The sequence below is a fragment of the Halomonas sp. DP4Y7-1 genome (assembly GCF_019800705.1).
GTDB lineage: Bacteria > Pseudomonadota > Gammaproteobacteria > Pseudomonadales > Halomonadaceae > Halomonas > Halomonas litopenaei_A.
Map to the genome: position 1 here is coordinate 498,383 of NZ_JAHVKS010000003.1, position 25,388 is coordinate 523,770.

The following is a 25,388-nucleotide window of genomic DNA, read 5'->3' on the forward strand; positions in this document are numbered from 1 at the left end:
TCCAGGTACTGGGTCGGCGTGTCCGTCATGATTGTTGTCTTGACAGGGCCTCTCCTATACCATTTCGGCCCACCTTGAAAGAGGATGATCCATGCGTGCACCGCTGATTGCCGGCAACTGGAAGATGAACGGCTCGCGTAGCCTGATCGACAGCTTCGCCGAAGCGCTGTCCCGTGCCGACCTGCCCGAGGCGGTTACCGTAGCGCTGGCTGTACCTTTTCCCTATGTCGGAGCGGCGCGAGAGGCGCTTCCATCCTCCGTGCGTGTCGCTGGTCAGACGCTGAGCGACAAGCCAGATGGCGCCTATACCGGTGAAGTCAGTGGCGCCATGCTGCGTGATGTTGGTGCACAGATGGTGCTGGTGGGCCATTCTGAGCGGCGCACGCTGTTCGGAGAAGATGACGCCGCAGTGCTGGCCCGGGTCCAGGCGGCGCTCCATCAGGGCCTGACGCCGGTGCTTTGCCTCGGCGAGACCCTCGAAGAGCGCGATGCGGGTCGCACCGAAGAGGTGGTGCTGGGACAGTTGTGCGCGGTATTGGACGTGCTCGACAGTGATGCGCGAGCCCGTCTCGTGCTGGCCTACGAGCCGGTGTGGGCGATTGGCACAGGGCGTACCGCGACACCCGAGCAGGCGCAGCACGTGCATGCGGCCATCCGAGCGCGACTCGAGCAGTACGGTGGCGCCCTGGCGGCGTCCATGCAGGTTCTCTACGGCGGCAGCATGAAGCCCGATAATGCGGCGGAATTGCTGGCCCAACCGGACATCGACGGCGGCCTGATCGGCGGAGCATCGCTGAAGGTCGACGATTTTCTAGCCATTTGTCAGTCAGCAGGTTGAATCCATGCAAGTTGCCATTCTCATGATCCACGTGGCGATCGCTATCGCCCTGGTCGTCCTTATCCTGCTGCAGCAGGGCAAGGGTGCCGATGCCGGCGCTTCGTTCGGTGGCGGTGCCTCTCAGACCGTCTTTGGTTCCCGTGGTAGCGGCGGTTTTCTGTCCAAGGCCACCGGCGCGCTGGCGGCATGCTTCTTTGCCACCTCGCTGACGCTGGCCTATTTCGCCTCCGAGGCAGGCAATGCTGCGCCAGTGGCAGGTATTCCTGACGCCGAGGTCATCGAGCAGCAAAACGGTACGCCGACACTGGACGACAGCTCCACTCAGAACAGCGCACCAGCGCAAGGTGAGGAAAACACCGAAAATTCCGCGCCCACGCTTGACGGTGAGTCAGCTGATGTGGATAATGCTGCGCCAGTGCTGGAGGACAGCGATAGCTGATCTCCGGACTCCCCTAGCCGAAGTGGTGGAATTGGTAGACACGCTATCTTGAGGGGGTAGTGACCGTATGGTCGTGCGGGTTCAAGTCCCGCCTTCGGCACCATTTTCCAAACGGCATCGCCGTTGGGAAAACAAGCTCTCCTGGTACGCCCAGTGATCTTTTCAGGGTTGGCGGTTCGGTGAGATGCCTTGACGCCCTGGTCATGGCGAAGTATACTCACCGGCCTAGATTGATGCGGGGTGGAGCAGTCTGGTAGCTCGTCGGGCTCATAACCCGAAGGTCATCGGTTCAAATCCGGTCCCCGCTACCATCTTCTTGGCAGGCATGCAGGTATCCTCAAGGGGCATGCGTAACATCTGCCAGATGGTGACAGGTTTCTTGGAAAAGCCCCTTCCTGTGAAGGGGCTTTTTGTTAGCAGCTTGCCGGGTGTGCCCGGCAGCGCGAACGCCAATCAGCCACCTGACTTTCCTGTTCACTCCCGGCCAGGTGCTGATGCAACGGCTGTAGGAGCTTTCATTCGTGGCGACCAAAGATGCTGCGCTCAATGCGTTGATCGAACCGGTGGTATCTGCCATGGGGTTCGAACTCTGGGGTATCGATTACCTGTCCCAGGGAAAACATTCCCGTCTGGTGATTTATATCGATCATGCCGATGGTGTCAGCGTCGACAACTGTGCCGATATTAGTCGCCAGGTCAGCGCCATCATGGACGTCGAAGACCCGATCGCTGGTGAATACCGGCTCGAGGTGTCTTCGCCGGGCATGGATCGTCCGCTGTTCACGCTCGACCAGTTCTCTCGTTACGCCGGCCATCACGTTGCGCTGAAGTTGCGCTCCCCGTTCGAAGGGCGGCGCAAGTTTCAGGGACTGCTGGCAGGCGTCGAGGGCGATGAGGTACTGGTTCAGATCGACGGCGAGGAATATTGCTTCCCGATCGATGGTATCGATCAGGCGCGGGTGGTACCGCAGTTCGATAACTGACGTACTCGGGTGCGCCACGGCTGATGCGCAACAGTTGACGCACGACAAGAGAGAACAAGGATCGGTTTTTTGGCGAGGCTTTAAGGCATGAGTAAAGAAATTCTGGCGGTCGTTGATGCGATCTCCAATGAAAAGGGTGTCCCCCGCGAGGTCATCTTCGAGGCCGTAGAAGCTGCGCTGGCAAGTGCCTCGCGCAAGCGCTTCGAGGATGAGGAAGCCAGCGTGCGCGTGCACATCGATCGCGTGACGGGTGAGTACGAGACCTTCCGTCGCTGGGTGGTGGTCGAGGACGACGACTTCGACGGCCCGGATGCCGAAATCAAGCTGACCTTCGCCGAAAAGCGCGATCCGCCGCTGGGCCTGGGTGACGTGGTTGAAGAACGCATCGAGAATGCCGCCTTCGGTCGTATCGCCGCACAGACCGCCAAGCAGGTGATCGTGCAGAAGGTCCGCGAAGCTGAGCGTGCCGAAGTCGTACGTATCTATGCCGAACGCGAAGGCGAGCTGGTGGCAGGGATCGTCAAGAAGACGACACGTGACGGGTTGATCATTGATCTGGGCGACAACGCTGAAGCGTTCCTGCCGCGCAGTGAGATGATTCCCGGCGAGCGCTATCGCATGAACGAGCGTGTGCGTGCCCTGCTGGTCAAGGTCGACGCCGAGGCGCGCGGTGCGCAGCTGATTCTGTCGCGTACCAACCCGCAGATGATCATTGAGCTGTTCAAGATCGAAGTCCCGGAAATCGCCGAGCAGCTTATCGAGATCAAGGGTGCGGCACGTGATCCTGGCTCTCGCGCCAAGATTGCGGTCAAGACCAATGACCGTCGGATTGATCCGGTAGGTGCTTGTGTCGGTATGCGCGGTTCGCGGGTACAGGCGGTGTCCTCCGAGCTTCAGAATGAGCGCGTAGACATCGTGCTGTGGGATGACAATCCTGCACAGCTGGTGATCAACGCCATGGCACCGGCGGACGTGGCCTCCATCCTGGTGGATGAAGATGCCCATGCCATGGACGTCGCCGTAGCGGAAGACAACCTGGCCCAGGCCATCGGCCGTAGTGGTCAGAACGTGCGTCTCGCGTCGGAGCTGACCGGGTGGCGTATCAACGTCATGACCGAAGCCGACGCCGAGGCCAAGCGCGATCAGGAAATCGACAGCCTGGTCGAGCACTTCGTTCAGCATCTGGACATCGACGATGATGTCGCCCGGCTGCTGGTCGAGGAAGGGTTCACCTCTCTGGAAGAGGTGGCCTACGTGCCGGTCGAGGAAATGCTGGAAATCGAAGAGTTCGACGAAGACCTCATCGAGGAGCTTCGAGCTCGCGCCAAGGACGAGCTCTTGAACCTGGCCATTGCCTCCGAGGAGGAACTGGACGGAGCCCAGCCGGCGGATGATCTGCTTGAGATGGACGGTATGGAGCGCCACCTGGCCTTCATTCTGGCTAGCCGTGGTATCAAGACCATGGAAGATCTGGCCGAACAGTCCGTCGACGATCTGGTGGACATCGAAGAGGTGGACGAAGAGCGCGCCGCGGCATTGATCATGACCGCCCGTGCGCCTTGGTTCGAGAGCGAACAGTAACAGGGTCACGGGCTGAGGAGGGTCGTAATGTCAGAGATGACCGTTAAGGATTTTGCAGCAAAGGTGGGGCGTGAAGTGCCCCGTCTGCTGGAGCAGATGAAAGAAGCCGGACTCGAGCACAAGTCGGAAGGCGATGCCGTGTCCGAGGAAGACAAGCGCAAGCTGCTGGACTTCCTGACCAAGAGCCACGGTGGTGGTGCAGGCGTCGGTGCTGGTGCGCGCAATCGCATCACCCTGACCCGCAAGACGCGCAGCAAGATCAAGACCAGCGAGCGCGGCAAGACCATCGAGGTTCAGGTTCGCAAGAAGCGCACCTACGTCAAGCGCGAAGAGACCCCGGAAGAAACCCCGGCCCCGGCCGAGGACCACGGTCCGCGTCAGCTGGTCGGTGATATGGCCGATTCGCGTGCGCGTCGTGAGGCTGAAGAAGCCGAAGCGGCCAAGCAGCGCGCCGAAGAGAAGGCGGTTCAGGAAGCCGAGCAGGCGGCCAAGGCCCAGCGTGAAGCGGAACAGGCCGCCGCAGTGCCCGATATCCCCGTGCCCGAGCTCGATACCTCCGCGCCTGCCGGAGACGAGCCCCCGGCGCCGCCGAAGGAAGGCCGTGGTGATGTGCGCCGCGCTGCCGTCAAGAAGGCTGCGGGCAAGGGCGGCAAGAAGGGTCGCAACGAGCGTGACGACGACGACCGTAGCGATCGCGAAGAGCGTCGCCGTGGTGGCGGCAAGAAGGTCAAGCGTGCCGAGCGTCGTGGCAGCCGCCGTGGTGGCAGCCAGGGCAACGGCAAGCATGGCTTCCAGAAGCCGACCCAGCCGATCGTCCGTGAAGTGTCCATTCCCGAGTCCATCTCGGTGGCGGACCTCGCCGACAAGATGTCGATCAAGGCCAACGAAGTCATCAAGGCCATGTTCACCATGGGCGCGGCGGTGACGATCAACCAGACCATTGACCAGGACACCGCGGCGATCGTGGTGGAAGAAATGGGTCACACGCCCAAGCTGGTCAAGGATGATGCCCTCGAGACCGAAGTGCTCGAAGCCATCTCCTACGAGGGTGAGGAAATCACTCGCTCTCCGGTGGTCACGGTCATGGGTCACGTCGACCACGGCAAGACCTCGCTGCTCGACTACATTCGTCGTGCCAAGGTGGCTACCGGTGAGGCAGGGGGCATTACCCAGCACATCGGTGCCTATCACGTCGAAGACGACAGTGATGGTGTGACCTTCCTGGATACGCCTGGACACGCGGCGTTCACCGCCATGCGTGCCCGTGGTGCCAAGGCCACTGACGTTGTCATCCTGGTCGTGGCTGCCGACGACGGCGTGATGCCTCAGACGATCGAAGCGGTCGAGCACTCCAAGGCAGCGGAAGTGCCGATGGTGGTGGCGGTCAACAAGATCGACAAGCCGGAAGCCGATCCCGACCGGGTTAAGAACGAGCTGTCCCAGCACGGCGTCATCTCGGAAGAATGGGGTGGTGACACCCAGTTCGTCCACGTCTCCGCCAAGACCGGCGAAGGCATCGAGGCGCTGCTGGAGGCGGTCCACCTGGTGTCCGAAGTGCTCGAGCTCAAGGCAGTCCCGAGCGCGCCTGGCAAGGGCGTGGTGGTCGAGTCGCGGCTCGACAAGGGACGTGGTCCGGTGGCTACCGTACTGGTCCAGAACGGTACGCTGAAGAAGGGCGATATCGTCCTGGCAGGCCTGCACTATGGTCGCGTACGTGCGCTGACCAACGAGCTTGGCAAGCAGGTCGATGCGGTGGGTCCCGCCATGCCGGTGGAGATCCAGGGCCTCGACGGCACGCCGGAAGCCGGTGATGACTTCATGGTTGTCGCCGACGAGAAGAAGGCCCGTGAAGTGGCCAACTTCCGTCAGGGCAAGTACCGCGAGATCCGTCTGGCACGTCAGCAGAAGGCCAAGCTCGAGAACATGTTCTCGCAGATGGGTCAGGAAGAGGCGGCCAAGGTCAACATCGTGCTCAAGGCCGATGTGCAGGGCTCGTTGGAAGCCATCAAAGGCGCCCTCGAGGAGCTGTCCACCGACGAGGTGCAGGTCTCCGTGGTGTCCTCCGGTGTCGGCGGTATCACCGGTACCGATGCCAACCTGGCCCTGGCCAGTGAGGCGATCGTGGTCGGCTTCAACGTGCGTGCCGACGCGGCTGCCCGCGAGATCATCGAGCGTGAAGGTCTGGAGCTGCGCTACTACAGCGTCATCTACCACCTGATCGACGAGGTCAAGCAGGCCATGAGCGGCATGCTCGAGCCTGAGTGGAAGGAAGAGATCGTCGGTGTGGCCGAGGTCCGTGACGTCTTCCGTGCACCGAAGATCGGTGCGGTGGCTGGCTGTATGGTGGTCGAAGGCACGGTCTTCCGTAACAAGAAGATCCGCGTGCTGCGCGACAACGTGGTCATCTACGAAGGTGAGCTCGAGTCGCTGCGCCGCTTCAAGGACGACGTCCAGGAAGTGCGCAACGGCATGGAGTGTGGCATCGGCGTGAAGAACTACAACGATGTCCAGGTCAACGACAAGATCGAGGTCTTTGACCAGGTCAAGGTCGAGCGCACGCTGTAAGCGTTCGGGGAGTCGTTATCCATGCGCGAATTCAAGCGTACCGACCGAGTGGCCGACCAGCTCCAGAAGGAGCTGGCGGTCCTGATCCAGCGCGAGGTCAAGGACCCGCGCCTGGGGATGGTCACCGTCAGCGGCGTCGAGGTCAGCCGTGATCTTGGCTATGCCGACGTGCATATCACCCTGCTGGGGGAGCAAGACCCCGAGCGGATCAAGGAAAACCTTCAGGTGCTCAAGCGCGCTGGTGGTTTCCTGCGTAGCCAGGTGGCGCGTCGTATCAAGCTGCGCCATGTGCCGGAATTGCGCTTTCATTACGATGAAAGCGTGGTTCGCGGTCAGCACCTGTCGTCCCTGATCGAGGAGGCGGTAGCGAGCGATCGTTCGCGCCACGCCGATGATCAGGATGACACTTCCGAGGGTGAAGACGGGGCCAAGGACTAATGGCTCGTCGTCGCCGAGGATTACCGATCGACGGCGTACTGTTGCTGGACAAGCCCAAGGGCATGTCCAGCAATTTCGCATTGCAGCGGGCGAGGCGCCTGTACCAGGCGCAGAAGGCCGGTCACACCGGCACGCTGGACCCCATGGCGACGGGGCTCTTGCCGGTACTGTTCGGCGAAGCCACCAAGTTTTCCAGCCATTTGCTTGAAGCTGACAAGGTGTACCGGACCCGGGTGGAACTGGGTCGCAGCACGGACACCGGTGATGCCGAGGGCAACGTCATTGCCGAGGGTGTGGTGCCCTCGCTGTGCGAGGCGGATGTTGCATCCATGGTCGACAGCTTCATTGGTGAGCAGGATCAGCTGCCACCAATGTACTCTGCGCTGAAACATCAGGGGCGCAAGTTGTATGAACTAGCCCGAGAGGGCAAAAGCGTAGATCGTGCAACGCGACGGATAAGGGTGTATGATGCCCGGCTACTCTCGACGAGCCTTGCCGGGAATGCACCCGCCTTCGAGTTGGAGGTCCGGGTCAGCAAAGGCACTTATGTGCGTACCCTGGCCGAGGACATGGCCAAGGCGCTGGGATGCGAAGGACATATTTCGCAGCTCAGAAGGCTCAAGACAGGCCCTTTCGATGCCGAGGGCATGCTCGATTTCGAGATGCTCGAGGCCGATGACGCCGCCGCACGTGAAGCGCATCTAGCGCCGATCGACAGCCTGCTTCAGCATCTGCCGGCACACCGCCTCAGTGAGGCTGGTGCTGCGGCCATGCGCTTTGGGCGAACCGCCCGTGGCGAGGTGGAGCAGCACGCGTTGGCCCAGATGACGGCCAGCGAAGGATCACTGTATCGACTTTATCAGGGCGAGTCCTTTATCGGGCTTGGTCTGGTGGAGCCAGTCGGGGACATCGTGCCTCGGCGCCTGCTGAGTTCGTTCGTCGCGGGCTCGGGGCAAGACTGACCTCCTCAAGGGGTTGTGGCAGCTGGAGACTGCAAATATGCGTGGTCTCCGACATTCATCATTCAGGCATATTGCTTACTGGAGAGACAGATGGCACTTACCGCCGAACAGAAGGCCGACATCGTCAACGAATACGGCCGTGGTGACAACGATACCGGTTCCCCCGAGGTTCAGGTGGCCCTGCTGAGCGCCAACATCAACGGCCTGCAGGATCACTTCAAGACCAACAAGCAGGACCACCACTCCCGTCGTGGCCTGATCCGCATGGTCAACCAGCGCCGCAAGCTGCTGGACTACCTCAAGCGCAAGGATTTCGAGCGCTATCAGTCTCTGATCCAGCGTCTGGGCCTGCGTCGCTAAGCAGTGCTGACATGACAAGGCTTCCTTGTGGAAGCGGCGTCACACAAAGGGCAGTCCTTCGGGGCTGCCCTTTGTCGTTTTTGGCCGCAGTAGGGGAGGCCAGGCAGGTCCTTTGTCCTTTGTGGTGGCCCTCGCGGGTCTGACCCCCTAAAATAGTGCGCGAGTCAAAACGACCCAAACATCGAAAAGTAAAGGAAGTCGCCGTGAATCCGGTCAAAAAGACGTTTCAGTACGGTCGCAGCACCGTCACTCTGGAAACCGGGCGTATCGCCCGCCAGGCCACCGGTGCCGTGATGGTCACCATGGACGACACCGTGGTGCTGTGCACCGTGGTGGCAAGAAAGGAAGCCAACCCCAGCCAGCCTTTCTTCCCGTTGTCCGTTCATTACCAGGAAAAGACCTACGCGGTCGGCAAGATTCCTGGCGGCTTCTTCAAGCGTGAGGGACGCCCCACCGAGAAGGAAACCCTTACCTCTCGACTGATCGATCGTCCGATCCGTCCGCTGTTCCCCAAGGGCTTCATGAACGAAGTCCAGGTGATCTGCACCGTGCTGTCCACCGATCGCAACCATGATCCGGATATCGCTGCGATGATCGGCACCTCTGCCGCTCTGGCCATTTCCGGTGTGCCTTTCAATGGCCCCATCGGTGCTGCACGCGTGGCCTTCAACGAAGAGCGCGGCTACTTCCTCAACCCCACCGTGGAAGAGCTCGAAGGCTCCGAGCTGAACATGGTCGTGGCCGGTACCGAGAAGGCCGTGCTGATGGTCGAGTCCGAAGCAGAAGAGCTGCTCGAGGACGAGATGCTGGGCGCCGTGCTGTTCGGTCATCAGGAGATGCAGACCGTCATCCAGGCGATCAACGAGCTGACCTCCGAGGCCGGCAAGGCCAAGTGGGAGTGGCAGCCTGCCGCCGAGAATACGCCGCTCAAGGATGCCGTCGCCCAGGGCTTCGAAGCCAAGGTCGGCGAGGCCTACCGCATCACCGACAAGATGCAGCGCCAGGATGCCCTGTCTGCGCTCAAGGCCGAGGCCGTCGCACAACTCGCCGGTGAAGAAGAGGGCAAGTTTGACGCCTCCGAGGTCGAAGGCGCCTTCGCCGGTCTCGAGAAGCGCGTGGTGCGTGCTCGCGTGATCAAGGGCGAGCCGCGTATCGACGGTCGCGACCACAAGACCGTGCGTCCGCTGGCCATCGAGGTCGGTACCCTGCCCAAGACCCACGGCAGCGCCATCTTCACCCGTGGCGAGACCCAGGCGGTGGTCGTCGCGACCCTGGGCACCCTGCGTGACTCCCAGCTGATCGAATCGCTGGAAGGTGAGCGCAAGGACCGTTTCCTGCTGCACTACAACTTCCCCCCCTACTCGGTGGGCGAGGCTGGCTTCATGGGCGGTCCCAAGCGTCGCGAGATCGGTCACGGCCGTCTGGCCCGTCGTGGTGTCCAGGCCATGCTGCCGGCGGAAGAGGACTTCCCCTACACCATTCGCGTGGTCTCCGAGATCACCGAGTCCAACGGCTCCAGCTCCATGGCCTCCGTCTGCGGCACCTCGCTGGCACTGATGGACGCCGGTGTGCCGATCAAGGCTCCGGTCGCGGGTATCGCCATGGGCCTGGTCAAGGACGCCGACGGCTACGCCGTGCTGACCGACATCCTCGGCGACGAGGATCACCTCGGCGACATGGACTTCAAGGTGGCCGGTAGCGCCGAGGGTGTCACCGCCCTGCAGATGGACATCAAGATCGAGGGTATCGACGAGCAGATCATGGAAACGGCCCTGAACCAGGCCCATGATGCGCGCATCAGCATCCTCGAGCAGATGAACACCGTGATCGCCGAGAGCCGCGCCGAGGTGTCCGACAACGCGCCCTCCATGGCCACCATCAAGATCGACCCGGACAAGATCCGCGACGTCATCGGCAAGGGCGGCGCCACCATCCGCAAGATCTGCGACGATACCGGCGCCTCCATCGACCTGGATGACGACGGCACTGTGCGCATCTACGCCGAGGACAAGAAGGCGGCCAAGAAGGCCATCGATACCGTGCTGGCGATCACCGCCGAGGCGGAAATCGGCAAGCTGTACCGCGGCAAGGTGGTGCGTATCGCCGACTTCGGCGCCTTCGTCAACATCATGCCTGGCACCGACGGCCTGGTGCACATCTCCCAGATCGTGCCAGAGCGTGTCAATGACGTGCGTGATTACCTGAACGAAGGTGATGAGGTGGTGGTCAAGGTGCTCGACATCGACAACCGCAATCGCGTCAAGCTGACCATCAAGGAAATGACCGAGGAAGAAAAGGCGGCTTTTGAAGCTGAGGAAGCCGCTACCGAGGTCTAATGACGGCAAGCCATCGACGCCCCCGTTGCTGACGCCGCGGGGGCGTTTTTGTGTTACGCCCCTGATCGTCAAGTGCGTAGGGGATGAGGTTTGAGGCAAGCATGAGTGATGAGGGTAGTGGCTCTGGCATGACGACCGTCACCCAGCGACGAGACTGGTGTGCCGTGTTCAGCGTAATGGCAGGTATCTTCCTGCTGGTCACGGCAGAACAGCTGCCTATTGGCTTGCTATCGCAGCTCGCTACGTCGCTGGATGTCAGTGAAGGGCAGGCAGGCCTGATGATTACGGTTCCTGGCGTCGTCGCCGCCTTTGCCGCGCCTTTGCTGCCGGTCGCGGTAGGGCGCCTGGACCGACGCTATCTGCTGACAGGCCTCATGCTGGTCATGACCATCGCCAGCGTGCTCGGCGCGCTGATGGACAGCTTCGCAGGGCTGTTGGCGACTCGCGTGCTCATCGGCTGCTGTATCGGCGGTTTCTGGGCCATAGCCGGTGGTTTGGCCGGCAGGCTGGTCGCGCTGGAGCATGTGCCGAGGGCGATGTCATTCATTTTCAGTGGTGTGGCAGCGGCGACGGTGTTGGGGGTTCCTGCCGGCACCTGGCTTGGGGGTGTCACTGACTGGCGTATTGCCTTTGCCGCCCTGGGTGGACTGAGCCTGCTGGTGTGTCTCTGTCTATGGCAGCTGCTGCCGTCCTTGCCCGCGCAGAAACCGGTTCGTCTGGTAAGCCTGGGCGGACAGCTGAAACTGCCAGGCGTGTGTATCGGTGCACTCGCAACCGCCCTGATCGTGGTCGGCCACTTCGCCGCCTATACCTTTATCAGCCCCATTTTGCAGCGACTCGGGGGAATCCCATTGAGTGATGTCTCGCGTCTGTTGCTGCTGTTCGGTGCTGCCGGTCTGATGGGCAATTTCATTGCCGGTGGGCTGGCGGGCCGCCAGCCGTATCTGACGGTGCTATTGATTCCTCTGGTGCTGGCTGGGGTGGCGCTGGGCTTTCCGTGGTTTGGCGTCACCGCGACCGGCGCAAGCGCGCTGTTGATGCTGTGGGGGTTTGTGTTCGGTGGCATTTCGGTCAGCCTTCAAACCTGGATACTGCGCTCGGCGACCAATCCGGAAGCGGCCACCGCCATGATGGCCTTCGTCTTCAACCTATCGATTGGTCTTGGCGCCCTGTCCGGCGGGCGGGTGGTCGATAGCTGGGGACTGTCGTCGGTACTCCTGGCAGCGGGTGGCCTGTTCTCCATCGCCGCTTTGCTGGTGCTGGCGACACCCTCACGCGTGGTGGGCCGTCAGCGATCCTCCCACGGGTGAGCGCGTACAAGGGCCTAATCTTGCGTGTTTCTTTTCATCAAGTATCGAACGTGAGGAATGCTGATGCTTCCATCCTTCGTGCGCCCGTCCTCCTGGCGAGGCTGGCTGTTGCTGGGGATCTTTGGGGTGATCGTGCTGGCCGGGGTGTGGCCCGTGATCGAATGGATCAACCGGGCCGAGTTGGTGCTGGGCGTCCCCGCTATCGTTGCCTGGAGCTATGTGATCTTGCTGTGCTGCGTGCTGGCGATGCTGCTGGGAAATCGTTTGCTTCGAGAGAAAGGAGAGGATGACGGTGAGCACTGAATGGCTGCCGCTTGGTCTGACATTGGGCTATGTTCTGGTGGCGATGGTGATTGGTCTGGGTGGGCGTCGTCGCGGATCCCGCTCGGCGTCAACCCTGGAGGAATGGGGAGTCGCGGGGCGCAGCATGGGGCCGGTCACACTGTATCTGTTGATTGCCGCCGGTAGCGTCAGTGCCTACACCTTCATGGGAGCACCGGGTTGGGCCTATGCCAAGGGCATTCCGGTGTTCTATGTGGTGGTCTATCTGGGGTATCTCGCACTGGTAGCGTGGTACTTCGGGCCCAAGGTATGGGCCTTTGGCGCCCACTTTGGTCATGTTACCCAAGCCAGCGCCATCGCCGATCGCTATCAGAGTCGAGCGCTTGGTGCTCTCGCTGCGCTGGTGATGGCAGTGGGGTCATTGGCCTATGCGGTGCTGCAGACGGTCGGCTCGGCTTACATTTTGCACGTGATGAGTGGCGGCCTGATACCGGTATGGGCGGGGGTTGTGGTCGTCCTTGGCGCCATTGCTGTGTATCTCACCCTGCGTGGTCAGCGTGCCATAGGCCGCACCAATGTGTTTCAGGGGGTGCTGATGTTCGTGGTGGCCTGGATAGTGGGCCTGTGGGCCACCCATGTGTTTACCGGTGGCTGGCACTTTGCCGATGTCTATCAGCAGGTCCTTGAACAGCGTCCCGAGTACCTGACGCTGCCCGGCGCCGGAGGCGACATGAGTTTTGCCTTCTGGACCACATCGATCATCGTATCCATGCTGTCTTTCATGCCGCCGGTATGGACCCAGTGGATGAGTGCCACTTCAGCGCGCTCCCTGCGTCTCGCTGCCACCTGGCTGCCTAGCTACTACCTGGTGATCCTGCCGTTGGTGACGGTGGGCTTTATCGGCGTATTTGCCCTTCCTGGTCTGGATCGAGCGGACACGGTGGTACTCGAATATGCGATGACGCATCTGCCTGTGGTGCTGGTGGGTCTGCTGGGTGCCGGGACTCTGGCGGCGTCCATGTCGTCTTCGGAGCCCTTTATCCATTCTGTGGCACTGAGCCTGAGTCGCGATGTGATCGCGCCCTGGGCCGGGTGGTCAGATGAGCGGGCGGGGCAATGGGCGAAGCGCCTGGTGGTCGCTCTGATGGCTCTGATCATTGCCCCTCTGGCCATTGCTGAGCCAGGTAGCCTGGTCATGATCCTGCTGATTGGTCTGGGGTTCGCCTCTCAGGTGGTACCGGCATTTATTGGCATGTTCTTCTGGCCCAGAGCGAACGCGCCAGGGGTCATCGCGGGTATCCTCGTCGGGTTTATCGTGACGGTGACCTGCATCACTCTGTGGCCGCATCCGCTGGGTATCCACGCTGGGTTCTGGGGGATGATGATCAATCTGCCGGTGTTCGTCGGCGTGACACTGATGACCTCTCCCACCGACCCGGCGGTGGTCGACCGCTTCTTCCGCCTTGCGGCCCCCTGGTGGACGACGCGTGGCGTGCAGGCAGAAGCGTGATCACGCCTGATGGCGCGTTACCCAGACATGCAAAACCCCCGCCGCTGGCGGGGGTTTTGCTGTGTTTCCACTGCGGTCGACCTGTCGATCAGCGCTCGATGGCGAGCGCCACGCCCTGACCACCGCCGATACACAGGGTGGCCAGGCCTTTCTTGGCGTCACGGGCGATCATCTCGTGGACCAGGCTGACCAGGATACGGCAGCCGGAGGCTCCGATCGGGTGACCGATAGCGATAGCGCCACCGTTGACGTTGATCTTGGAGGTGTCCCAGCCCAGTTCCTTGTTGACGGAAAGTGACTGGGCGGCGAAGGCTTCATTGGACTCGATAAGATCCAGCTCTTCATGGGTCCAGCCGGCCTTTTCCAGACAGCGGCGAGTGGCCGGTGCCGGTCCGATGCCCATGATGGCCGGGTCAACGCCAGCGTTGGCGTAGGCCTTGATACGGGCCAGCGGCGTCAATCCGAGAGCTTCTGCCTTGGCAGCGGAACAGAGCATGACGACGGCGGCGCCATCGTTGATGGAGGACGCATTGCCAGCGGTCACGGTGCCATCTTTCTTGAAGGCGGGGCGCATGCCACCAAGCTTTTCCGCGGTGACCTCGCGCGGGTTTTCGTCGGTGTCAAAGACGACCGGGTCACCCTTGCGCTGCGGGATCTCGATAGGAACGATCTGACCCTTGAAGCGGCCTTCCTTTATGGCTGCGGCTGCCTTCTGCTGAGAGGCAGCGGCAAACTCATCCATGTCTTCGCGAGTGATACCGTATTTTTCTGCCAGGTTTTCGGCGGTGATGCCCATGTGGTAGTTGTTGAAGGCGTCCCACAGGCCGTCATTGACCATGGAGTCGACCGCTTTCCAGTCGCCCATGCGCTGGCCGGTGCGCGAATTTGGCAGCACGTGGGGTGCCAGAGACATATTCTCCTGGCCACCGGCGATGATCACCTCGGCGTCGCCCAGCATGATCGCCTGAGCACCCAGGTGCAGCGCCTTGAGGCCGGAACCACAGACCTTGTTGATGGTCATGGCAGGTACGGCGTCGGGCAGGCCTGCCTTGATCGAGGCTTGGCGTGCTGGATTCTGGCCTACTCCCGCGGTGAGTACTTGCCCCAACAGAACTTCGTCGACCTCTTCCGGCTTGATGCCGGTCTGCGCTATCACGTCCTTGATCACGGCGGCTCCCAGGTCGCTGGCGGGAATGCCGGCGAGCGAGCCTCCGAAGGAACCAACGGCGGTACGACGTGCAGCAACGATCACCACTTCTTGCATGGAGTGTCTCCTGACTTGTAGGGGCTGTCCCGTCAGCATAGGGAGCCTTGTGCAGCGCGGCAATCCCCGGATGCCGGGTTTCTACGGGGGACTTTAGTATAGCTACCGGGTCTGGTTTTGGAGGCGTTGTGGCCAATCGCGCATAGAGGCAAGGCTCCTCTCATCAAGCCAATACGGATGTATGGCGAGGGGAGCCGCCCCGCGGTGACTTACATCGTGGCCTTGGCGGCGAGGCGCTCGATGGTGTCGACCAGCTGGTCTGCATGGGTAATACCCACCGCCCCTTCCGGGGTGTCTTCTTCTTCCGGGAAGTGGTTGATGTGAATTACCTGCATTCCTGCCTTGAGGCCTGCTTCGACACCGACGGCGGCATCATCGATGACGACGCAGTGCTCGGGGGATACGCCCATGGCCTCTGCAGCGGCTAGGTAGAGTCCAGGGTCCGGCTTCCATACACCCAGCTCGTAAGCGCTGAAGAGGTGATCGCCGAAGTGCGGGGCCAGTCCGGTGGTCGCCATGGCCAGTCGAATCTTGGCGATAGGGCCGTTGGAGGCTACCGCCTTGGGGTGGTCGGCCAGGGCGTCCAGCGCCTGCGGGATACCCGCTATCGGCACGAGTTCCTGCTCCATGCGCTCGGCCATGTTGGCGCGCAGGCGATCTTCCATGATCTGACGCTGGTCGTCAGCCAGCGAGCCGAAACGTCTTTCCAGCTCCTGCACGATGTCGAGAAAGCGGACGCCGCGAAATTCCTCCATGTACTGTTCTGCGGAAAACGGCAGGCCAAAGGGCGGAAAGGTGTCGGCCATGGCACGCGCCAGCAACGGCTCGCTGTCTACCAGGGTGCCGTCGGAATCGAACAGCAGGCAAAGGGGCGGCTGAGTCTGGGACATGGGTTCCTCATAGATGGAGCGGCGACCGCGTCGACGGTCGCCACCAGGATGGTCAGACAAAATCCGGTGCAATCAGACGGGGTATGGTCAGCACGATGTCGGGGAAGACAATCAGCAGCAAAATGACCGCCAGCATGATCGACAGGTACAGCATGGTCGTGCCAAGCGCCTTGAGCAGGGGAATTCCCCCGATCTTGGCGGATATCATCAAGCACAGTCCATAGGGGGGAGTGATCAGCCCTAGGCCGAGGGCCATGACGGCGATGACGCCGAACTGCACGGGATGAACGCCCGCCTGCATGGCCAGGGGCTGGAAGATCGGTGCCATGATGGCCATTGCCGGCAGTGAGTCCATGAAGGTACCGATGACCAGCATGACCACCGTCATGATGATGAGCAAGGTGATCGGGTCGGTGATGTTGACGCCTTGCATCAGCTTGGGAGGTATCTGGTAGAAGCTGATCAGGTAGCCGAAGATGGCCGCGCCGACGAGGCTGAAAAGCGACAGCGAGCACAGCCGTACCGTGTCGGTGGACGCATCGAGTACTTGGCGGAAGCTGAGCTCCCGATAGACGATGAAGCCCAGAGCCAGGGCGTACAGCACGGCGATCACGGCGGCCTCTGTCGGGGTGACGATACCCAGCGTGATGCCGCCAATGATGACCACCGGGATGCCGGCAGCCAGCAGCCCGTCCTTGCCGGAACTGGCCAGTTGTCGCCAGCTGGCGCGGGGACGCACGGGCACCTGGTAGCGTCGCACATAGCCGACGTTCATCAGCAGCTGTGCGATGCCGATCATCACCCCTGGCAAGATACCACCGAGAAACAGACCCGCAATGGAGGTGTTGGTCAGCGCTCCCCAGACGATCATGTTGATCGACGGGGGAATGATGATGCCCATCACCGATGATGCTGCCGTCACGGCAACGGCAAAGTGAGTGGGGTAGCCCTCTCGCTGCATGGCTGGAATCAGCACGGTGCCGACGCCTGCGCTGTCGGCCGTAGACGAACCCGATACGCCGGCAAACAGCATGCTGACCATGACATTGACATGGGCCAGGGCGCCTTTGACATGACCCACCAGGCGCATACACAGGGTGATCAGGCGATCCGTGATACGCGCAGCGTTCATCAGATTGCCAGCCAGCAGAAACAGCGGCACGGCGAGCAACACGAAGGAGTCCATGCCGTTGTACATGCGCTGGAACATGACCCAGTAGGTCAGACGGGGGTCGAGTATCACCATGCCGACCGCCGTCAGTACCAGCGCCATGGCAATCGGCACGCCCACCACAATCAGTACGCCAAGCAGGCCGAACAGCAGCCACGGCAGGATAAAGAGTGCATCCATGGAGATCATGAGGGCCTCCCGTCACTAGCGTCCTGAGAGGGCGTCTCCAAGGTCACCTGGTGACCTTGCTGCGCATCGATGGATTCCTGTACGGGGTCTGGAGTGTTCATGGCAGCTTCCATGCTATCGAGGCCGTCGAGTGCGGCACGGACCAGACGTTCGATGGCGAACAACATGATGAACACGCCGCAGACCATGAAGGTGGCGTAGACGAAGATCATCGACATGCCGGAGGCCGTGGCGCTGCGACGAAGACCCGAGAGGGCGAACTCCTGGCCGTGCACGACGAAGATCGTGCCGACGGCAAGACAGGCAAGATCACGTATCCAGCGGGTCAGTCGATCGGCGCGGGAACCTCGCGGAAAGGCTTCCAGCACGAAGTGATCCGCATGCAGCACGCCAATGGCGGTGCCGAGCATGATCATCCACTGGAACGCAAACCGGCTGAACTCTTCTGTCCAGTACAGGCGAGGCAGCAAAGGCAGGTTGCGGCTGACGATTTGATAGATGATCAGGGCGATAAAGCCGAACAGCAGGGCCAGCAATACCCAGTGCAGCAGTTTCTCCAGGGCGCGATTGATGCGCGCAAGAAGATCCAGGAAGAGCCTCATGGCTTCATCCTCTTGAGACGGTGGGCACCGGGGCTGGCCCCGGTGCTTGAAGGATCATTACTCGGCGTTGACGATCATCTGATGGAGCTCGCTCAGCCCCATTTCGTCAATCACTTCGGCGAGCGGTTCACGTACGATCTGTTGCATCTGCTCGCGGTCGAGCTCATGCAGGGTGGCCCCTTCTTCCACCAGCAGCTCGAGTGCTTCGGCATCTTGTTCGAGCTGCACGCCGCGGGCGTAGCTGGCGGCCTGGCTGGCGGCTGCCATGACCGCTTCCTGCTGGGCATCGTCCAGCCGGTCCCAGGTCAGTTCCGACATGGTCAGCAAGCGCACGGTGATGTCATGCTCGGACAGACCGATATGGGGCGCTACCTCGTGGAAGCGCATGCGGTGGATCCACTCGGCTTCATTGAGCAGGCCATCGATGGCACCCAGTTGCAGACCGGTGTAGATCTCTTTCCATGCCATGACGGTCGGGTCTGTCCCCAGCGCCGACCAGGCGGTGATGAGGGGCTTGGTAGGATTGGTGCGCAGTTTCATGCCAGCGAGATCATCGAGACTTTCCAGCGGGCGGCTGGAGACGATCTGGCGCTTGCCGCCACCAAAGAACGCCAGCACTTTCACGCCGGTTTCGGCGGTGATCTGGTCGGCGATTTCCCGGCCCACGTCGCCGTCCAGGACGGTCTGCCAGTGCTCCTGATCGCGATACAGGAAGGGAATGGAGAAGACATTGGCCGTGTCAGAGAAGTCGGTGATCAAGCCGGGGTTGACGATGGACATATCCAGGGCGCCAGCCATCAGCTGCTCAAACATCTCGGTCTCGTGGCCAAGCACGGAATTTCCCATGATCTGGACGCCAAGATCGACGTCCTGCTCTTCCAGCAGTTCCTTGAACCGGGTGGCGCCAAGGTGATAGGCGGTGTCTTCCGTGCCGCCATGACCAAAGCGCAGGTCGTAGGCGTGAACCGGGGCAGTAAGACTCAGTCCTGCGACCAGCGTGGCGCCGGCCAGCAGGGTCTGGCCGAGGCGAGTCAGGGTAGTGCGGCGGGAGGGGGTGAGGGCGTGTGTCATGATTACCTCATTTATTGTGGTGTGTATCTGGGGTGGAACCGGTGGAGCCAGTGAGTCGGGAGACCTGCCGAAGCTGTCGCCCGGCGTCTATCCGTCGTTCAGTTCGTCTGCATTGACCGGGCTCAGTGGGCGTTGGCCGCTGAGCGCCAGGCGAATATTGTCGATAGCGCGCTGTGCCATGGCCGTGCGGGTTTCGTGAGTGGCGGAGCCAATGTGGGGTAGCGCCACCACGTTGGCCATGTGCGGCAGCGGGGAGTCGGCGGGCAAGGGTTCCTTCTCGAATACGTCGAGACCGGCTGCATGCAGGGTGCCGTCCTTGAGCGCTGCAATCATGGCGGCTTCATCGACCACCTTGCCCCGGGCGACGTTGACGAAGATCGCTCCGGCCTTCATGCGGGCGAACTCGGCGGCGCCGATCAGCTTTTCCGTTTCTGCGGTCAGTGGCACTGTGACACAGACGATGTCCGCTTCTTCCAGCAATTGATCGAGCTCTCGGTGCTGTGCACCCAGTTCTGCGTCCAGTGCCGGCTTGGGCGAGGCCTTGGCGTAGAGAATCTTCATGCCGAAGCCCAGCGCACCGCGACGGGCGATGGCAGCACCGATACGCCCCATGCCGACCATGCCTAAGGTCTTGCCGTGCACGTCGGTGCCGAAGTGAGATTTGTCGATGCTTTCTGTCCACTTGCCGTGTTTGATCAGCTCGGCCAGCTCGATGGCGCGCCGGGCGGTACTCATGATCAACAAGAAGCCGGTGTCGGCGGTGGTCTCGGTCAGCACATCCGGCGTGTTACACAGCAAGATGCCGCGACGGGTCAGCTCCTCGACAGGGTAATTGTCATAGCCCACCGAGATACTGGCGATGGCCTTGAGCTGCGGGGCCTGATCGAGCAGGGCTGGAGTGATCTTGAGGCTGGCGCCGACCAGTCCGTGGGCCCGTGACAGGGCGTCCATGAACTCAGGGTCATCGGCATGGGTCACGTGAGGTAGGTAGTCGACCTCGAAGTCAGCGCGAAGGCTGTCGAGCTGATCGGCGCTGATCTCGCGAAACACCAGAATACGTCGGGTCATGGGGGACTCTCTTGTCGTTGTCGCGGTTGTTGTTACTGTCGTGGTCGGATAGCGGTCGGATCGTGGCTGCCAGTGGGGGTGTTGCCGCGAGGATGTCCCAGGCGGCAACACCACGGCTCAGGCAGGCAGCGCGGCTTCCAGCTGGCCCAGCCGAGCACGACTCGGCAAGCCTTCCATGTCGCCCAGGACTTGCACCTGCGCGGCACCGATCAGGTTGGCGCGCTTGAGCGCCTCACGGGGATCCAGGCCGTCCAGCATGGCGCTGACGAAACCTACCGCGAAGCCGTCGCCAGCACCGACCGTATCCACCACCTTGGCGACCGGCACGCCGGGTACGGTGAAAGCCTCATCCTGACCTGTGAGACGGCCGCGGTAGAAACTGCCTTCAGGCCCCAGCTTGATCACCACCGCCTCGGCACCCTGGTCCAGGTAGAAGCCTGCGATGTCATGGGCCGTGTCTTGGCCGGTCAGCAACCTGCCCTCGGCAAGGCCAGGCAAGACCCAGTTGGCATGGGCGGCAAGGTCATTGAGGGTCGTGCGCATCTGCTGCTCGCTGGCCCACAGGGTGGGGCGGAGGTTGGGGTCGAACGATACGCTGACCCCGTGCTGGCGGGCCTGGCCCAAAAGATGGCGCGATAGCGCCAGACAACTCGCCGATACGGCGGGCGTAATGCCGGTTGCATGGAGGTGCCGCAGTGATGGAATGTCGATCTGGGCTGCGTCCGCCACCGACATCTGGCTGGCGGCGCTGTTCTTGCGCAGGTACTCGACCTTCGGGTCGGCGCCTCCCTCGGCGCGTTCCTTGAACACCAGGCCGGTGGCATGGTCCGGGTCGGTGGTCAGATAGCGGCAGTCGAGACCTTCTTTTTCCAGCGTCGAGCGCAGATAGCGACCAAAGCTGTCGTTGCCGACACGACTCATCCAGCCAACGTTGAACCCCAGTCTCGACAGGCCGATGGCGACGTTGGTATCGGCCCCCGCGCAGCCGCGTGAGAAGCGTTCGACGTCGGCCAGATCGCCAGGCACGTCGGCAACGAACAGGGCCATGGCCTCGCCGAAGGAGAGAATGTCGGGAGTATCGTGGTTCATGATGGAATCTCGGGTGATGAAGAGGTGGCCAGTGGCCGCTGGGTCGATCCTCTCGGAACAAGGGTAGGGGCGAACATGTGGCGACGCGCTGCTGTCGCCTGATGGCTGCTGCGCTGCTTCAGACAGTCAACAGCAGCCTGGCCGATCAGGTCGGTAGGCTGCTCCAGCGTGGTGATGCCGGGATCGGTCAGGTCGCACCACTCTAGCTCGTCGATACCCATCAACCCGATCTCTCCCAGGGGGTAGCCGAGGTATTTCATCCGTCGTGCCACGGCCAGGGTGACCTGGCCGTTGGCACAGAGAACGGCGCAGGACGGATGAGGGTGATCCACATGACGGGCAAGCGCCGCGTCCAGCGCCTGGTGGTCTTTCAGCTCGAGCGCCAGCGTCTGTGCATCAACAGCGCGTGCACGACATTGCGTCTCAAAACGCTCCAGGCGGGCCTGGCGTGAGCTCGCCTGAGCTGGGGGCTCAGACACAAACAGCAGGCGGGTGTAGCCCTGCTCGACCAGGTGGTCGATGGCCATATCGATGGCGGTGGCGTTATCCAGGCCCACCTCATCGACATCGACTCCCTTGAGCGAACGGTCCAGCAGCACCATCGGAGTTCCGCTCGCCGCCAGCTGTGCGAGCGCATCGCTGTGGCGGCCCGCCGCATTCACCACCAGCCCTTCGATACGATAGGAGGACAGTAACGCCAGCTGCTGGCGCTCCTGATCAAGGTCGTTGTCGCTGTTGCATAGCATGAGCGACAGCCCGGCCTGTCGGCAGGCCTTTTCCACGCCGTGCATGATGGCGACGGAGTACGGATTGTGGATATCGGCAACCAGCATGCCGATCAAGCCTGAGGGACCTCCTTTGAGTCCTCTGGCCATGGGGTTCGGTTGATAGCCCAAGGCCGTTGCCGCCGCCACGATACGCTCCTGCATGGCCGTAGACAGGCGCTCGCGCTCACCGCTGTAGTAGCGGGATACACTGGTCTTGGAGACCCCGGCTTCGCGGGCAACTTCCAGAATCGTGGCGCGGTGTTGTCGTTGGTTCATGCTCTGGCAGAGTCTCAGGCGGGGTTGATGGCGCGAAAAAGATATGGGTTCAAGAGATGGCCATGGCGGCGGCGTCACGCCACTCTGGGTCAAAATGGGAACGTTCCCATATGGTGCAAAGCTTAGGCGTCAAGGCGGGCGTCGGGCAAGACGTCAGGGCTTAGACAAAGGTCGGGTGTGACGCGCATCAATGAAAAGGCCCGGCAGCAAGCCGGGCCATGAAAAGCAGAAGTGAGCGATCTTAGGGCAGCGTTGAAGTCATCAGCCGAGCGGCCCGAGGCGACCGCCGCGCAGATCCGAAGCCTATGCGGTATAGCTGAGAAGTTCGAGCAGCGCGCAACGCAGTGAACCGTGGTCGCAGGCCTTTATGCGGTGTTTTCTTAGCCGCTGGATATCATCGAGTGGCGGTTGCGGTCGCGCTGGAGGCGGCCGATGACGGTGGGCAGTTGAAACATGCTGGTGATCATGTGGGCGCCCTCAGGGGTCTCCTCTGCATCGGCAAAGCGATTGAGGTGTATCACCGTCATGCCGGCGGCTAGGGCCGCCTGGACACCAACGATGGCATCGTCGATGGCCACGCAGTCCTCGGCGGCGAAGCCCATGATGCTTGCCGCGTGAAGATACAGGCAGGGATCAGGCTTCCAGCAATTCGCGGTGTAGCCGCTGAAGAGCCGGTTGCCAAAGACCTCCGTCAAGCCGACGGTGGCCAGGGACGTGCGTACCTTGTTTTCAGGCCCATTCGAGACCACGCCCATGGAATAGCGGGATAACGCCGCCAGCGCTTCGGTGGCGCCGGCAATTGGCGTCAGGTCGGTGGCCAGGCGGCGGTTGAGGTTGGCACGCATGCTGGCTTCGAGAGACTCGAGGTGGTCGGGGTCGACACGGCCATGCTGAGCCTCGAGCGCCGCGACGATATTGCGAAACCGCGCCCCGCGAAAATCGCCCATGTAATCTTCGGCCCTGAAGGGAAGGCCGGCTGCAGTCAGGCTGACGGCCATTTCTGCCGCCAGTAGTGGCTCGCTGTCTACCAGCGTGCCGTCACAGTCAAATAGAAGGCATAGAGGGCGGGGCATGGGAGCGACCTCGCGAGTCGTGCAATAGCGTTATCGAACAGTGTTGCAGATTTCCGCGGAGTCTGCCTGTGTTCGTAGGCGAAAACCATAATTTTTGAACACTGTTTTCTCACGCTGCGTATTGTGCACTATTGCGGTGCATGAATGACCGGTTTGAGGGGAGGGGGCGGTCTTGGCTATGCTGATTTGGCGTGATGTTCGACATCTCACATTCGGGGAAGGAGTACCCGTTTGATTTGCCCGCCAGTGAAGCGGGCATCGTCACCGTTCAAGGAGGTAAATGTGAAGGAAGAAACACTGTGGTCCATTGTCGGATCCGTCGCCGCGGTAGGGGCCAGCCTGATGTCGAGACAGGCAGCCGAGAAGACGTATCGCAAGGTGGCGGATGCCGAGCCGCCGGATAATCCTGAGCGGGACGACGTGCGCTGGCGGGACGCGCTGCTATGGGGCGCTGCCACGGGAGTCCTGGTGGGCGTAGCGCGGGTCGTCGGGCGCAGCGCCGGCAACAAGGCCCTCGCTCAGCGCCGGCGCTCGCGGCACCGTCTGCCTCGACCCGGCAAGTAGACGTTTCGCGGGCCTGGCTGTGTGGCTGGCGCTCAGGGCGCCAGCTTCCTCCATGATGCCTGGCGGTGCCCCTCATGACGTGACCTTCCTCTGGGCCTGGCCCACCAGCCCCAGCCCCAAGCCCCAGCCCCAAGCCCCAGCCCCAAGAGTCCCGGGGGGCGGATAACGCATCATCCGCAGAGACGTTCCGGGTGAGCCCTTATTTTCCTGTCTCAGTAGCGCTTGCCCGGGTCGATGCCCCTGTCAGTCAATGGCCTCCCCTCCTGAGAGCCCTCGCTCGTCACTGCGCTGTAGTGCGCCATGTCTATCGCTTGGGCACAGCTATGTCTCAGGGGAAATGATGAGATGTGTTTCACTCGCGGAGAGCTCCAGCGTCCGACAAGAAGGGCGTGCCTTCGAGTTGCCCTGAACAAATGCGCCACCCGCCGCAGGGTCAAGATCGTGTCATGACCTAGACGGCTGGCACCGCGCGCTTCCCCGAGTGGACGAGATCATTTATCGACATGAGTAGAAAGACATGAGTAGACGAGGGCCGCGACGATGACGCCGCTTTGGAAGGCATACCGGTTCGTGCGCCGCGAAAAACGCACTGCCGAGGCGGCCTTGTCTCGGGAGGCGCTGATCGACGTGCTGGACCGTGCCCGGGACCGGGGAATCTCTCTGAACCCGCGACCCTCCGCCGGCATGACGGCGCTAGGCTTGCTGTGCTTGTTGCTCGGGACGTTGGGCTTTGTCATTACGCTGGCGGGGGGGCTCTCCTGGCCGTGGCTATTGCCCCTGGCGGTGATCGGGGTGGCTCTGCTTGGGTTTGACTTCCATGCCACCGAACATGTCGCCGCCTTTCTGCGTCAGCTGGTGCAGCGCGCGGCAGAGTTGGACTTTCGCCTGGCCGAGCCGGACGTGGATCTTGGCGCCATGCTGGCGACGCTGCGCGGCAAGATCACCGATTTTCAGCGGACATACTCAGACAATGGCGAGCTGCTCTATTGTCGCAAGGCGATCGATGACCGTGTTGCGGGTGAGTACTGGGTTTACCGGTTTGCCTATGACGAGGGTACGGACAAGGACCGCCGCACCTACTATCGCAATGGTCTGATCTGCGATCTGCAACATGTCGCGGCGGTGGATCTTTGCAACCTGCGAGAGGGGAAATGGCGCCCGCTGCATCATGGCAGTACAGGTGAGGTGTGGGGAGAAGGCGACTTCGCCCGTTACTTCGTTGCCTGTACGGAAGAGAGCGAGGCACTGGCGGCGTTTCTCTCCGGCGATGTGATCGATACGCTGGTGCGGCTGGCGCGAAGCCTGCCGGACCTCAATGTGCAGGTGACACGGGATCACTTGCTGTGTCTGTCCTGGTCGGGAGAAGATCCCTATGCGCGTCTGTTCGAGCCTGTCGCCGCCAATGGTCCGTCCCTGGCGCCCTTCACCGCCAGCCATGCACCGGGTGAGGATCCCGATGAGGTCTATCGGTCTCTGGAGCGCCGACTGCGTGCTCCGCGCCAGCTGACAGCGCTGGAGCCGGTGTTGGACGCCATTGCGGATATTCGTGCAGACCTGTCACTCGTCACGCACAGAGCGGACAGCAACATTCCGTTGAGGCGGCGCCTGGAAGACGCTACCGACTAAGCCACAGGATGATGGCTGCGGGCTGCGGGCTGCGGGCTGCGGATCAGTAAGGTACCGTCTGCGCTCTGATGAATCAGCGCCTGCCCCGCAGCCGATACTACAACGCCCTCGCCTCCTTGGGAGGCGAGGGCGTA

The 25,388-nt window shown here is 61.9% G+C and carries 23 protein-coding genes and 2 tRNA genes; 16 read left to right on the forward strand and 9 right to left on the reverse strand.

What is annotated here, in order from left to right:
* Positions 1-91 precede the first annotated feature (91 nt).
* The 14 genes from tpiA to KUV72_RS08755 all read left to right on the forward strand — a co-directional run bounded on the left by tpiA (position 92) and on the right by KUV72_RS08755 (position 13,604).
* On the forward strand, positions 92-838 hold the full coding sequence (gene tpiA / locus KUV72_RS08690; protein ID WP_206942486.1) for a triose-phosphate isomerase: 747 nt from the start codon (positions 92-94) through the stop codon (positions 836-838).
* Between the two features lie 4 nt (positions 839-842).
* Positions 843-1,277: a preprotein translocase subunit SecG gene (gene secG / locus KUV72_RS08695; RefSeq protein WP_206942488.1), complete on the forward strand. Its 435-nt coding sequence runs from the start codon at positions 843-845 to the stop codon at positions 1,275-1,277.
* 16 nt (positions 1,278-1,293) lie between these two features.
* Positions 1,294-1,380, forward strand: a tRNA-Leu gene (locus KUV72_RS08700).
* Between the two features lie 131 nt (positions 1,381-1,511).
* A tRNA-Met gene (locus KUV72_RS08705) sits at positions 1,512-1,588 on the forward strand.
* Positions 1,589-1,798: 210 nt separating this feature from the next.
* Positions 1,799-2,260 carry a ribosome maturation factor RimP gene (rimP, locus tag KUV72_RS08710; RefSeq protein ID WP_206942489.1) on the forward strand — a complete coding sequence of 154 codons (462 nt, stop codon included), beginning with the start codon at positions 1,799-1,801 and terminating at the stop codon, positions 2,258-2,260.
* 87 nt (positions 2,261-2,347) lie between these two features.
* Positions 2,348-3,841, forward strand: coding sequence for a transcription termination factor NusA (gene nusA, locus KUV72_RS08715; RefSeq protein ID WP_206942490.1), 1,494 nt, complete (start codon positions 2,348-2,350; stop codon positions 3,839-3,841).
* A gap of 27 nt (positions 3,842-3,868) precedes the next feature.
* Complete coding sequence (gene infB / locus KUV72_RS08720; RefSeq protein ID WP_206942491.1) at positions 3,869-6,406, forward strand: translation initiation factor IF-2; 2,538 nt, start codon at positions 3,869-3,871, stop codon at positions 6,404-6,406.
* Positions 6,407-6,427: 21 nt separating this feature from the next.
* Positions 6,428-6,844, forward strand: a complete 417-nt coding sequence (gene rbfA, locus KUV72_RS08725) for a 30S ribosome-binding factor RbfA (protein WP_206942492.1) — start codon at positions 6,428-6,430, stop codon at positions 6,842-6,844.
* Complete coding sequence (truB, locus tag KUV72_RS08730) at positions 6,844-7,806, forward strand: tRNA pseudouridine(55) synthase TruB (protein WP_206942493.1); 963 nt, start codon at positions 6,844-6,846, stop codon at positions 7,804-7,806. The genes rbfA and truB overlap by 1 nt, the downstream gene beginning before the upstream one ends.
* 90 nt (positions 7,807-7,896) lie before the next feature.
* Positions 7,897-8,166 carry a 30S ribosomal protein S15 gene (gene rpsO / locus KUV72_RS08735; RefSeq protein ID WP_206942494.1) on the forward strand — a complete coding sequence of 90 codons (270 nt, stop codon included), beginning with the start codon at positions 7,897-7,899 and terminating at the stop codon, positions 8,164-8,166.
* A gap of 203 nt (positions 8,167-8,369) precedes the next feature.
* Positions 8,370-10,502, forward strand: a complete 2,133-nt coding sequence (gene pnp, locus KUV72_RS08740) for a polyribonucleotide nucleotidyltransferase (protein WP_222238023.1) — start codon at positions 8,370-8,372, stop codon at positions 10,500-10,502.
* A 101-nt stretch (positions 10,503-10,603) separates the two neighbouring features.
* The gene (locus KUV72_RS08745) at positions 10,604-11,812 is read left to right on the forward strand and encodes an MFS transporter (RefSeq protein ID WP_261317409.1); all 1,209 of its coding nucleotides are present in this window, start codon (positions 10,604-10,606) and stop codon (positions 11,810-11,812) included.
* 63 nt (positions 11,813-11,875) lie between these two features.
* A complete protein-coding gene (locus tag KUV72_RS08750; protein WP_206942497.1) occupies positions 11,876-12,115 on the forward strand; it encodes a hypothetical protein in 240 nt (79 codons plus the stop codon).
* Positions 12,116-12,158: 43 nt separating this feature from the next.
* On the forward strand, positions 12,159-13,604 hold the full coding sequence (locus KUV72_RS08755) for a sodium:solute symporter (protein ID WP_409995884.1): 1,446 nt from the start codon (positions 12,159-12,161) through the stop codon (positions 13,602-13,604).
* A gap of 88 nt (positions 13,605-13,692) precedes the next feature.
* Here the strand turns inward: KUV72_RS08755 and KUV72_RS08760 are convergent, their stop codons facing one another.
* The 9 genes from KUV72_RS08760 to KUV72_RS08800 form a co-directional block, all read right to left on the reverse strand.
* Entirely contained in the window at positions 13,693-14,868 is a 1,176-nt protein-coding gene (locus KUV72_RS08760; RefSeq protein ID WP_206942501.1) for an acetyl-CoA C-acetyltransferase, read from the reverse strand.
* A 209-nt stretch (positions 14,869-15,077) separates the two neighbouring features.
* A complete protein-coding gene (locus KUV72_RS08765; RefSeq protein ID WP_206942503.1) occupies positions 15,078-15,758 on the reverse strand; it encodes an HAD-IA family hydrolase in 681 nt (226 codons plus the stop codon).
* 52 nt (positions 15,759-15,810) lie between these two features.
* Complete coding sequence (locus KUV72_RS08770) at positions 15,811-17,118, reverse strand: TRAP transporter large permease (protein WP_206942504.1); 1,308 nt, start codon at positions 17,116-17,118, stop codon at positions 15,811-15,813.
* Positions 17,115-17,720, reverse strand: coding sequence for a TRAP transporter small permease (locus KUV72_RS08775; RefSeq protein ID WP_206942505.1), 606 nt, complete (start codon positions 17,718-17,720; stop codon positions 17,115-17,117). Before KUV72_RS08775 ends, KUV72_RS08770 begins: the two co-directional genes overlap by 4 nt.
* 57 nt (positions 17,721-17,777) lie before the next feature.
* Positions 17,778-18,791, reverse strand: coding sequence for a TRAP transporter substrate-binding protein (locus KUV72_RS08780; RefSeq protein ID WP_222238025.1), 1,014 nt, complete (start codon positions 18,789-18,791; stop codon positions 17,778-17,780).
* Between the two features lie 87 nt (positions 18,792-18,878).
* Entirely contained in the window at positions 18,879-19,859 is a 981-nt protein-coding gene (locus KUV72_RS08785; RefSeq protein WP_222238026.1) for a 2-hydroxyacid dehydrogenase, read from the reverse strand.
* A gap of 117 nt (positions 19,860-19,976) precedes the next feature.
* Entirely contained in the window at positions 19,977-20,948 is a 972-nt protein-coding gene (locus KUV72_RS08790) for a sugar kinase (protein ID WP_222238027.1), read from the reverse strand.
* Positions 20,945-21,991: a LacI family DNA-binding transcriptional regulator gene (locus tag KUV72_RS08795; RefSeq protein ID WP_222238028.1), complete on the reverse strand. Its 1,047-nt coding sequence runs from the start codon at positions 21,989-21,991 to the stop codon at positions 20,945-20,947. Before KUV72_RS08795 ends, KUV72_RS08790 begins: the two co-directional genes overlap by 4 nt.
* 380 nt (positions 21,992-22,371) lie before the next feature.
* Entirely contained in the window at positions 22,372-23,064 is a 693-nt protein-coding gene (locus tag KUV72_RS08800; protein WP_206942510.1) for an HAD family hydrolase, read from the reverse strand.
* A gap of 282 nt (positions 23,065-23,346) precedes the next feature.
* Here KUV72_RS08800 and KUV72_RS08805 point away from each other — a divergent pair, with 282 nt between their 5' ends.
* Positions 23,347-23,628 (forward strand): DUF4235 domain-containing protein, encoded by a 282-nt coding sequence (locus KUV72_RS08805; protein WP_222162134.1) that lies wholly within the window; start codon positions 23,347-23,349, stop codon positions 23,626-23,628.
* Between the two features lie 540 nt (positions 23,629-24,168).
* Positions 24,169-25,254 carry a hypothetical protein gene (locus KUV72_RS08810; protein WP_222238029.1) on the forward strand — a complete coding sequence of 362 codons (1,086 nt, stop codon included), beginning with the start codon at positions 24,169-24,171 and terminating at the stop codon, positions 25,252-25,254.
* Positions 25,255-25,388 lie beyond the last annotated feature (134 nt).

Excerpts from the sequence above, each read along its gene's own strand:
- tpiA (WP_206942486.1), top strand. The coding sequence starts at position 92 with ATGCGTGCACCGCTGATTGCCGGCAACTGGAAGATGAACGGCTCGCGT.
- KUV72_RS08790 (WP_222238027.1), bottom strand. The coding sequence starts at position 20,948 with ATGAACCACGATACTCCCGACATTCTCTCCTTCGGCGAGGCCATGGCC.
- KUV72_RS08780 (WP_222238025.1), bottom strand. The coding sequence starts at position 18,791 with ATGACACACGCCCTCACCCCCTCCCGCCGCACTACCCTGACTCGCCTC.
- KUV72_RS08750 (WP_206942497.1), top strand. The coding sequence starts at position 11,876 with ATGCTTCCATCCTTCGTGCGCCCGTCCTCCTGGCGAGGCTGGCTGTTG.
- rpsO (WP_206942494.1), top strand. The coding sequence starts at position 7,897 with ATGGCACTTACCGCCGAACAGAAGGCCGACATCGTCAACGAATACGGC.
- KUV72_RS08765 (WP_206942503.1), bottom strand. The coding sequence starts at position 15,758 with ATGTCCCAGACTCAGCCGCCCCTTTGCCTGCTGTTCGATTCCGACGGC.
- KUV72_RS08755 (WP_409995884.1), top strand. The coding sequence starts at position 12,159 with ATGGTGATTGGTCTGGGTGGGCGTCGTCGCGGATCCCGCTCGGCGTCA.
- infB (WP_206942491.1), top strand. The coding sequence starts at position 3,869 with ATGTCAGAGATGACCGTTAAGGATTTTGCAGCAAAGGTGGGGCGTGAA.
- KUV72_RS08770 (WP_206942504.1), bottom strand. The coding sequence starts at position 17,118 with ATGATCTCCATGGATGCACTCTTTATCCTGCCGTGGCTGCTGTTCGGC.
- KUV72_RS08810 (WP_222238029.1), top strand. The coding sequence starts at position 24,169 with ATGACGCCGCTTTGGAAGGCATACCGGTTCGTGCGCCGCGAAAAACGC.
- KUV72_RS08760 (WP_206942501.1), bottom strand. The coding sequence starts at position 14,868 with ATGCAAGAAGTGGTGATCGTTGCTGCACGTCGTACCGCCGTTGGTTCC.
- KUV72_RS08775 (WP_206942505.1), bottom strand. The coding sequence starts at position 17,720 with ATGAGGCTCTTCCTGGATCTTCTTGCGCGCATCAATCGCGCCCTGGAG.
- secG (WP_206942488.1), top strand. The coding sequence starts at position 843 with ATGCAAGTTGCCATTCTCATGATCCACGTGGCGATCGCTATCGCCCTG.
- KUV72_RS08800 (WP_206942510.1), bottom strand. The coding sequence starts at position 23,064 with ATGCCCCGCCCTCTATGCCTTCTATTTGACTGTGACGGCACGCTGGTA.
- KUV72_RS08745 (WP_261317409.1), top strand. The coding sequence starts at position 10,604 with ATGAGTGATGAGGGTAGTGGCTCTGGCATGACGACCGTCACCCAGCGA.
- KUV72_RS08785 (WP_222238026.1), bottom strand. The coding sequence starts at position 19,859 with ATGACCCGACGTATTCTGGTGTTTCGCGAGATCAGCGCCGATCAGCTC.
- rbfA (WP_206942492.1), top strand. The coding sequence starts at position 6,428 with ATGCGCGAATTCAAGCGTACCGACCGAGTGGCCGACCAGCTCCAGAAG.
- KUV72_RS08795 (WP_222238028.1), bottom strand. The coding sequence starts at position 21,991 with ATGAACCAACGACAACACCGCGCCACGATTCTGGAAGTTGCCCGCGAA.
- nusA (WP_206942490.1), top strand. The coding sequence starts at position 2,348 with ATGAGTAAAGAAATTCTGGCGGTCGTTGATGCGATCTCCAATGAAAAG.
- truB (WP_206942493.1), top strand. The coding sequence starts at position 6,844 with ATGGCTCGTCGTCGCCGAGGATTACCGATCGACGGCGTACTGTTGCTG.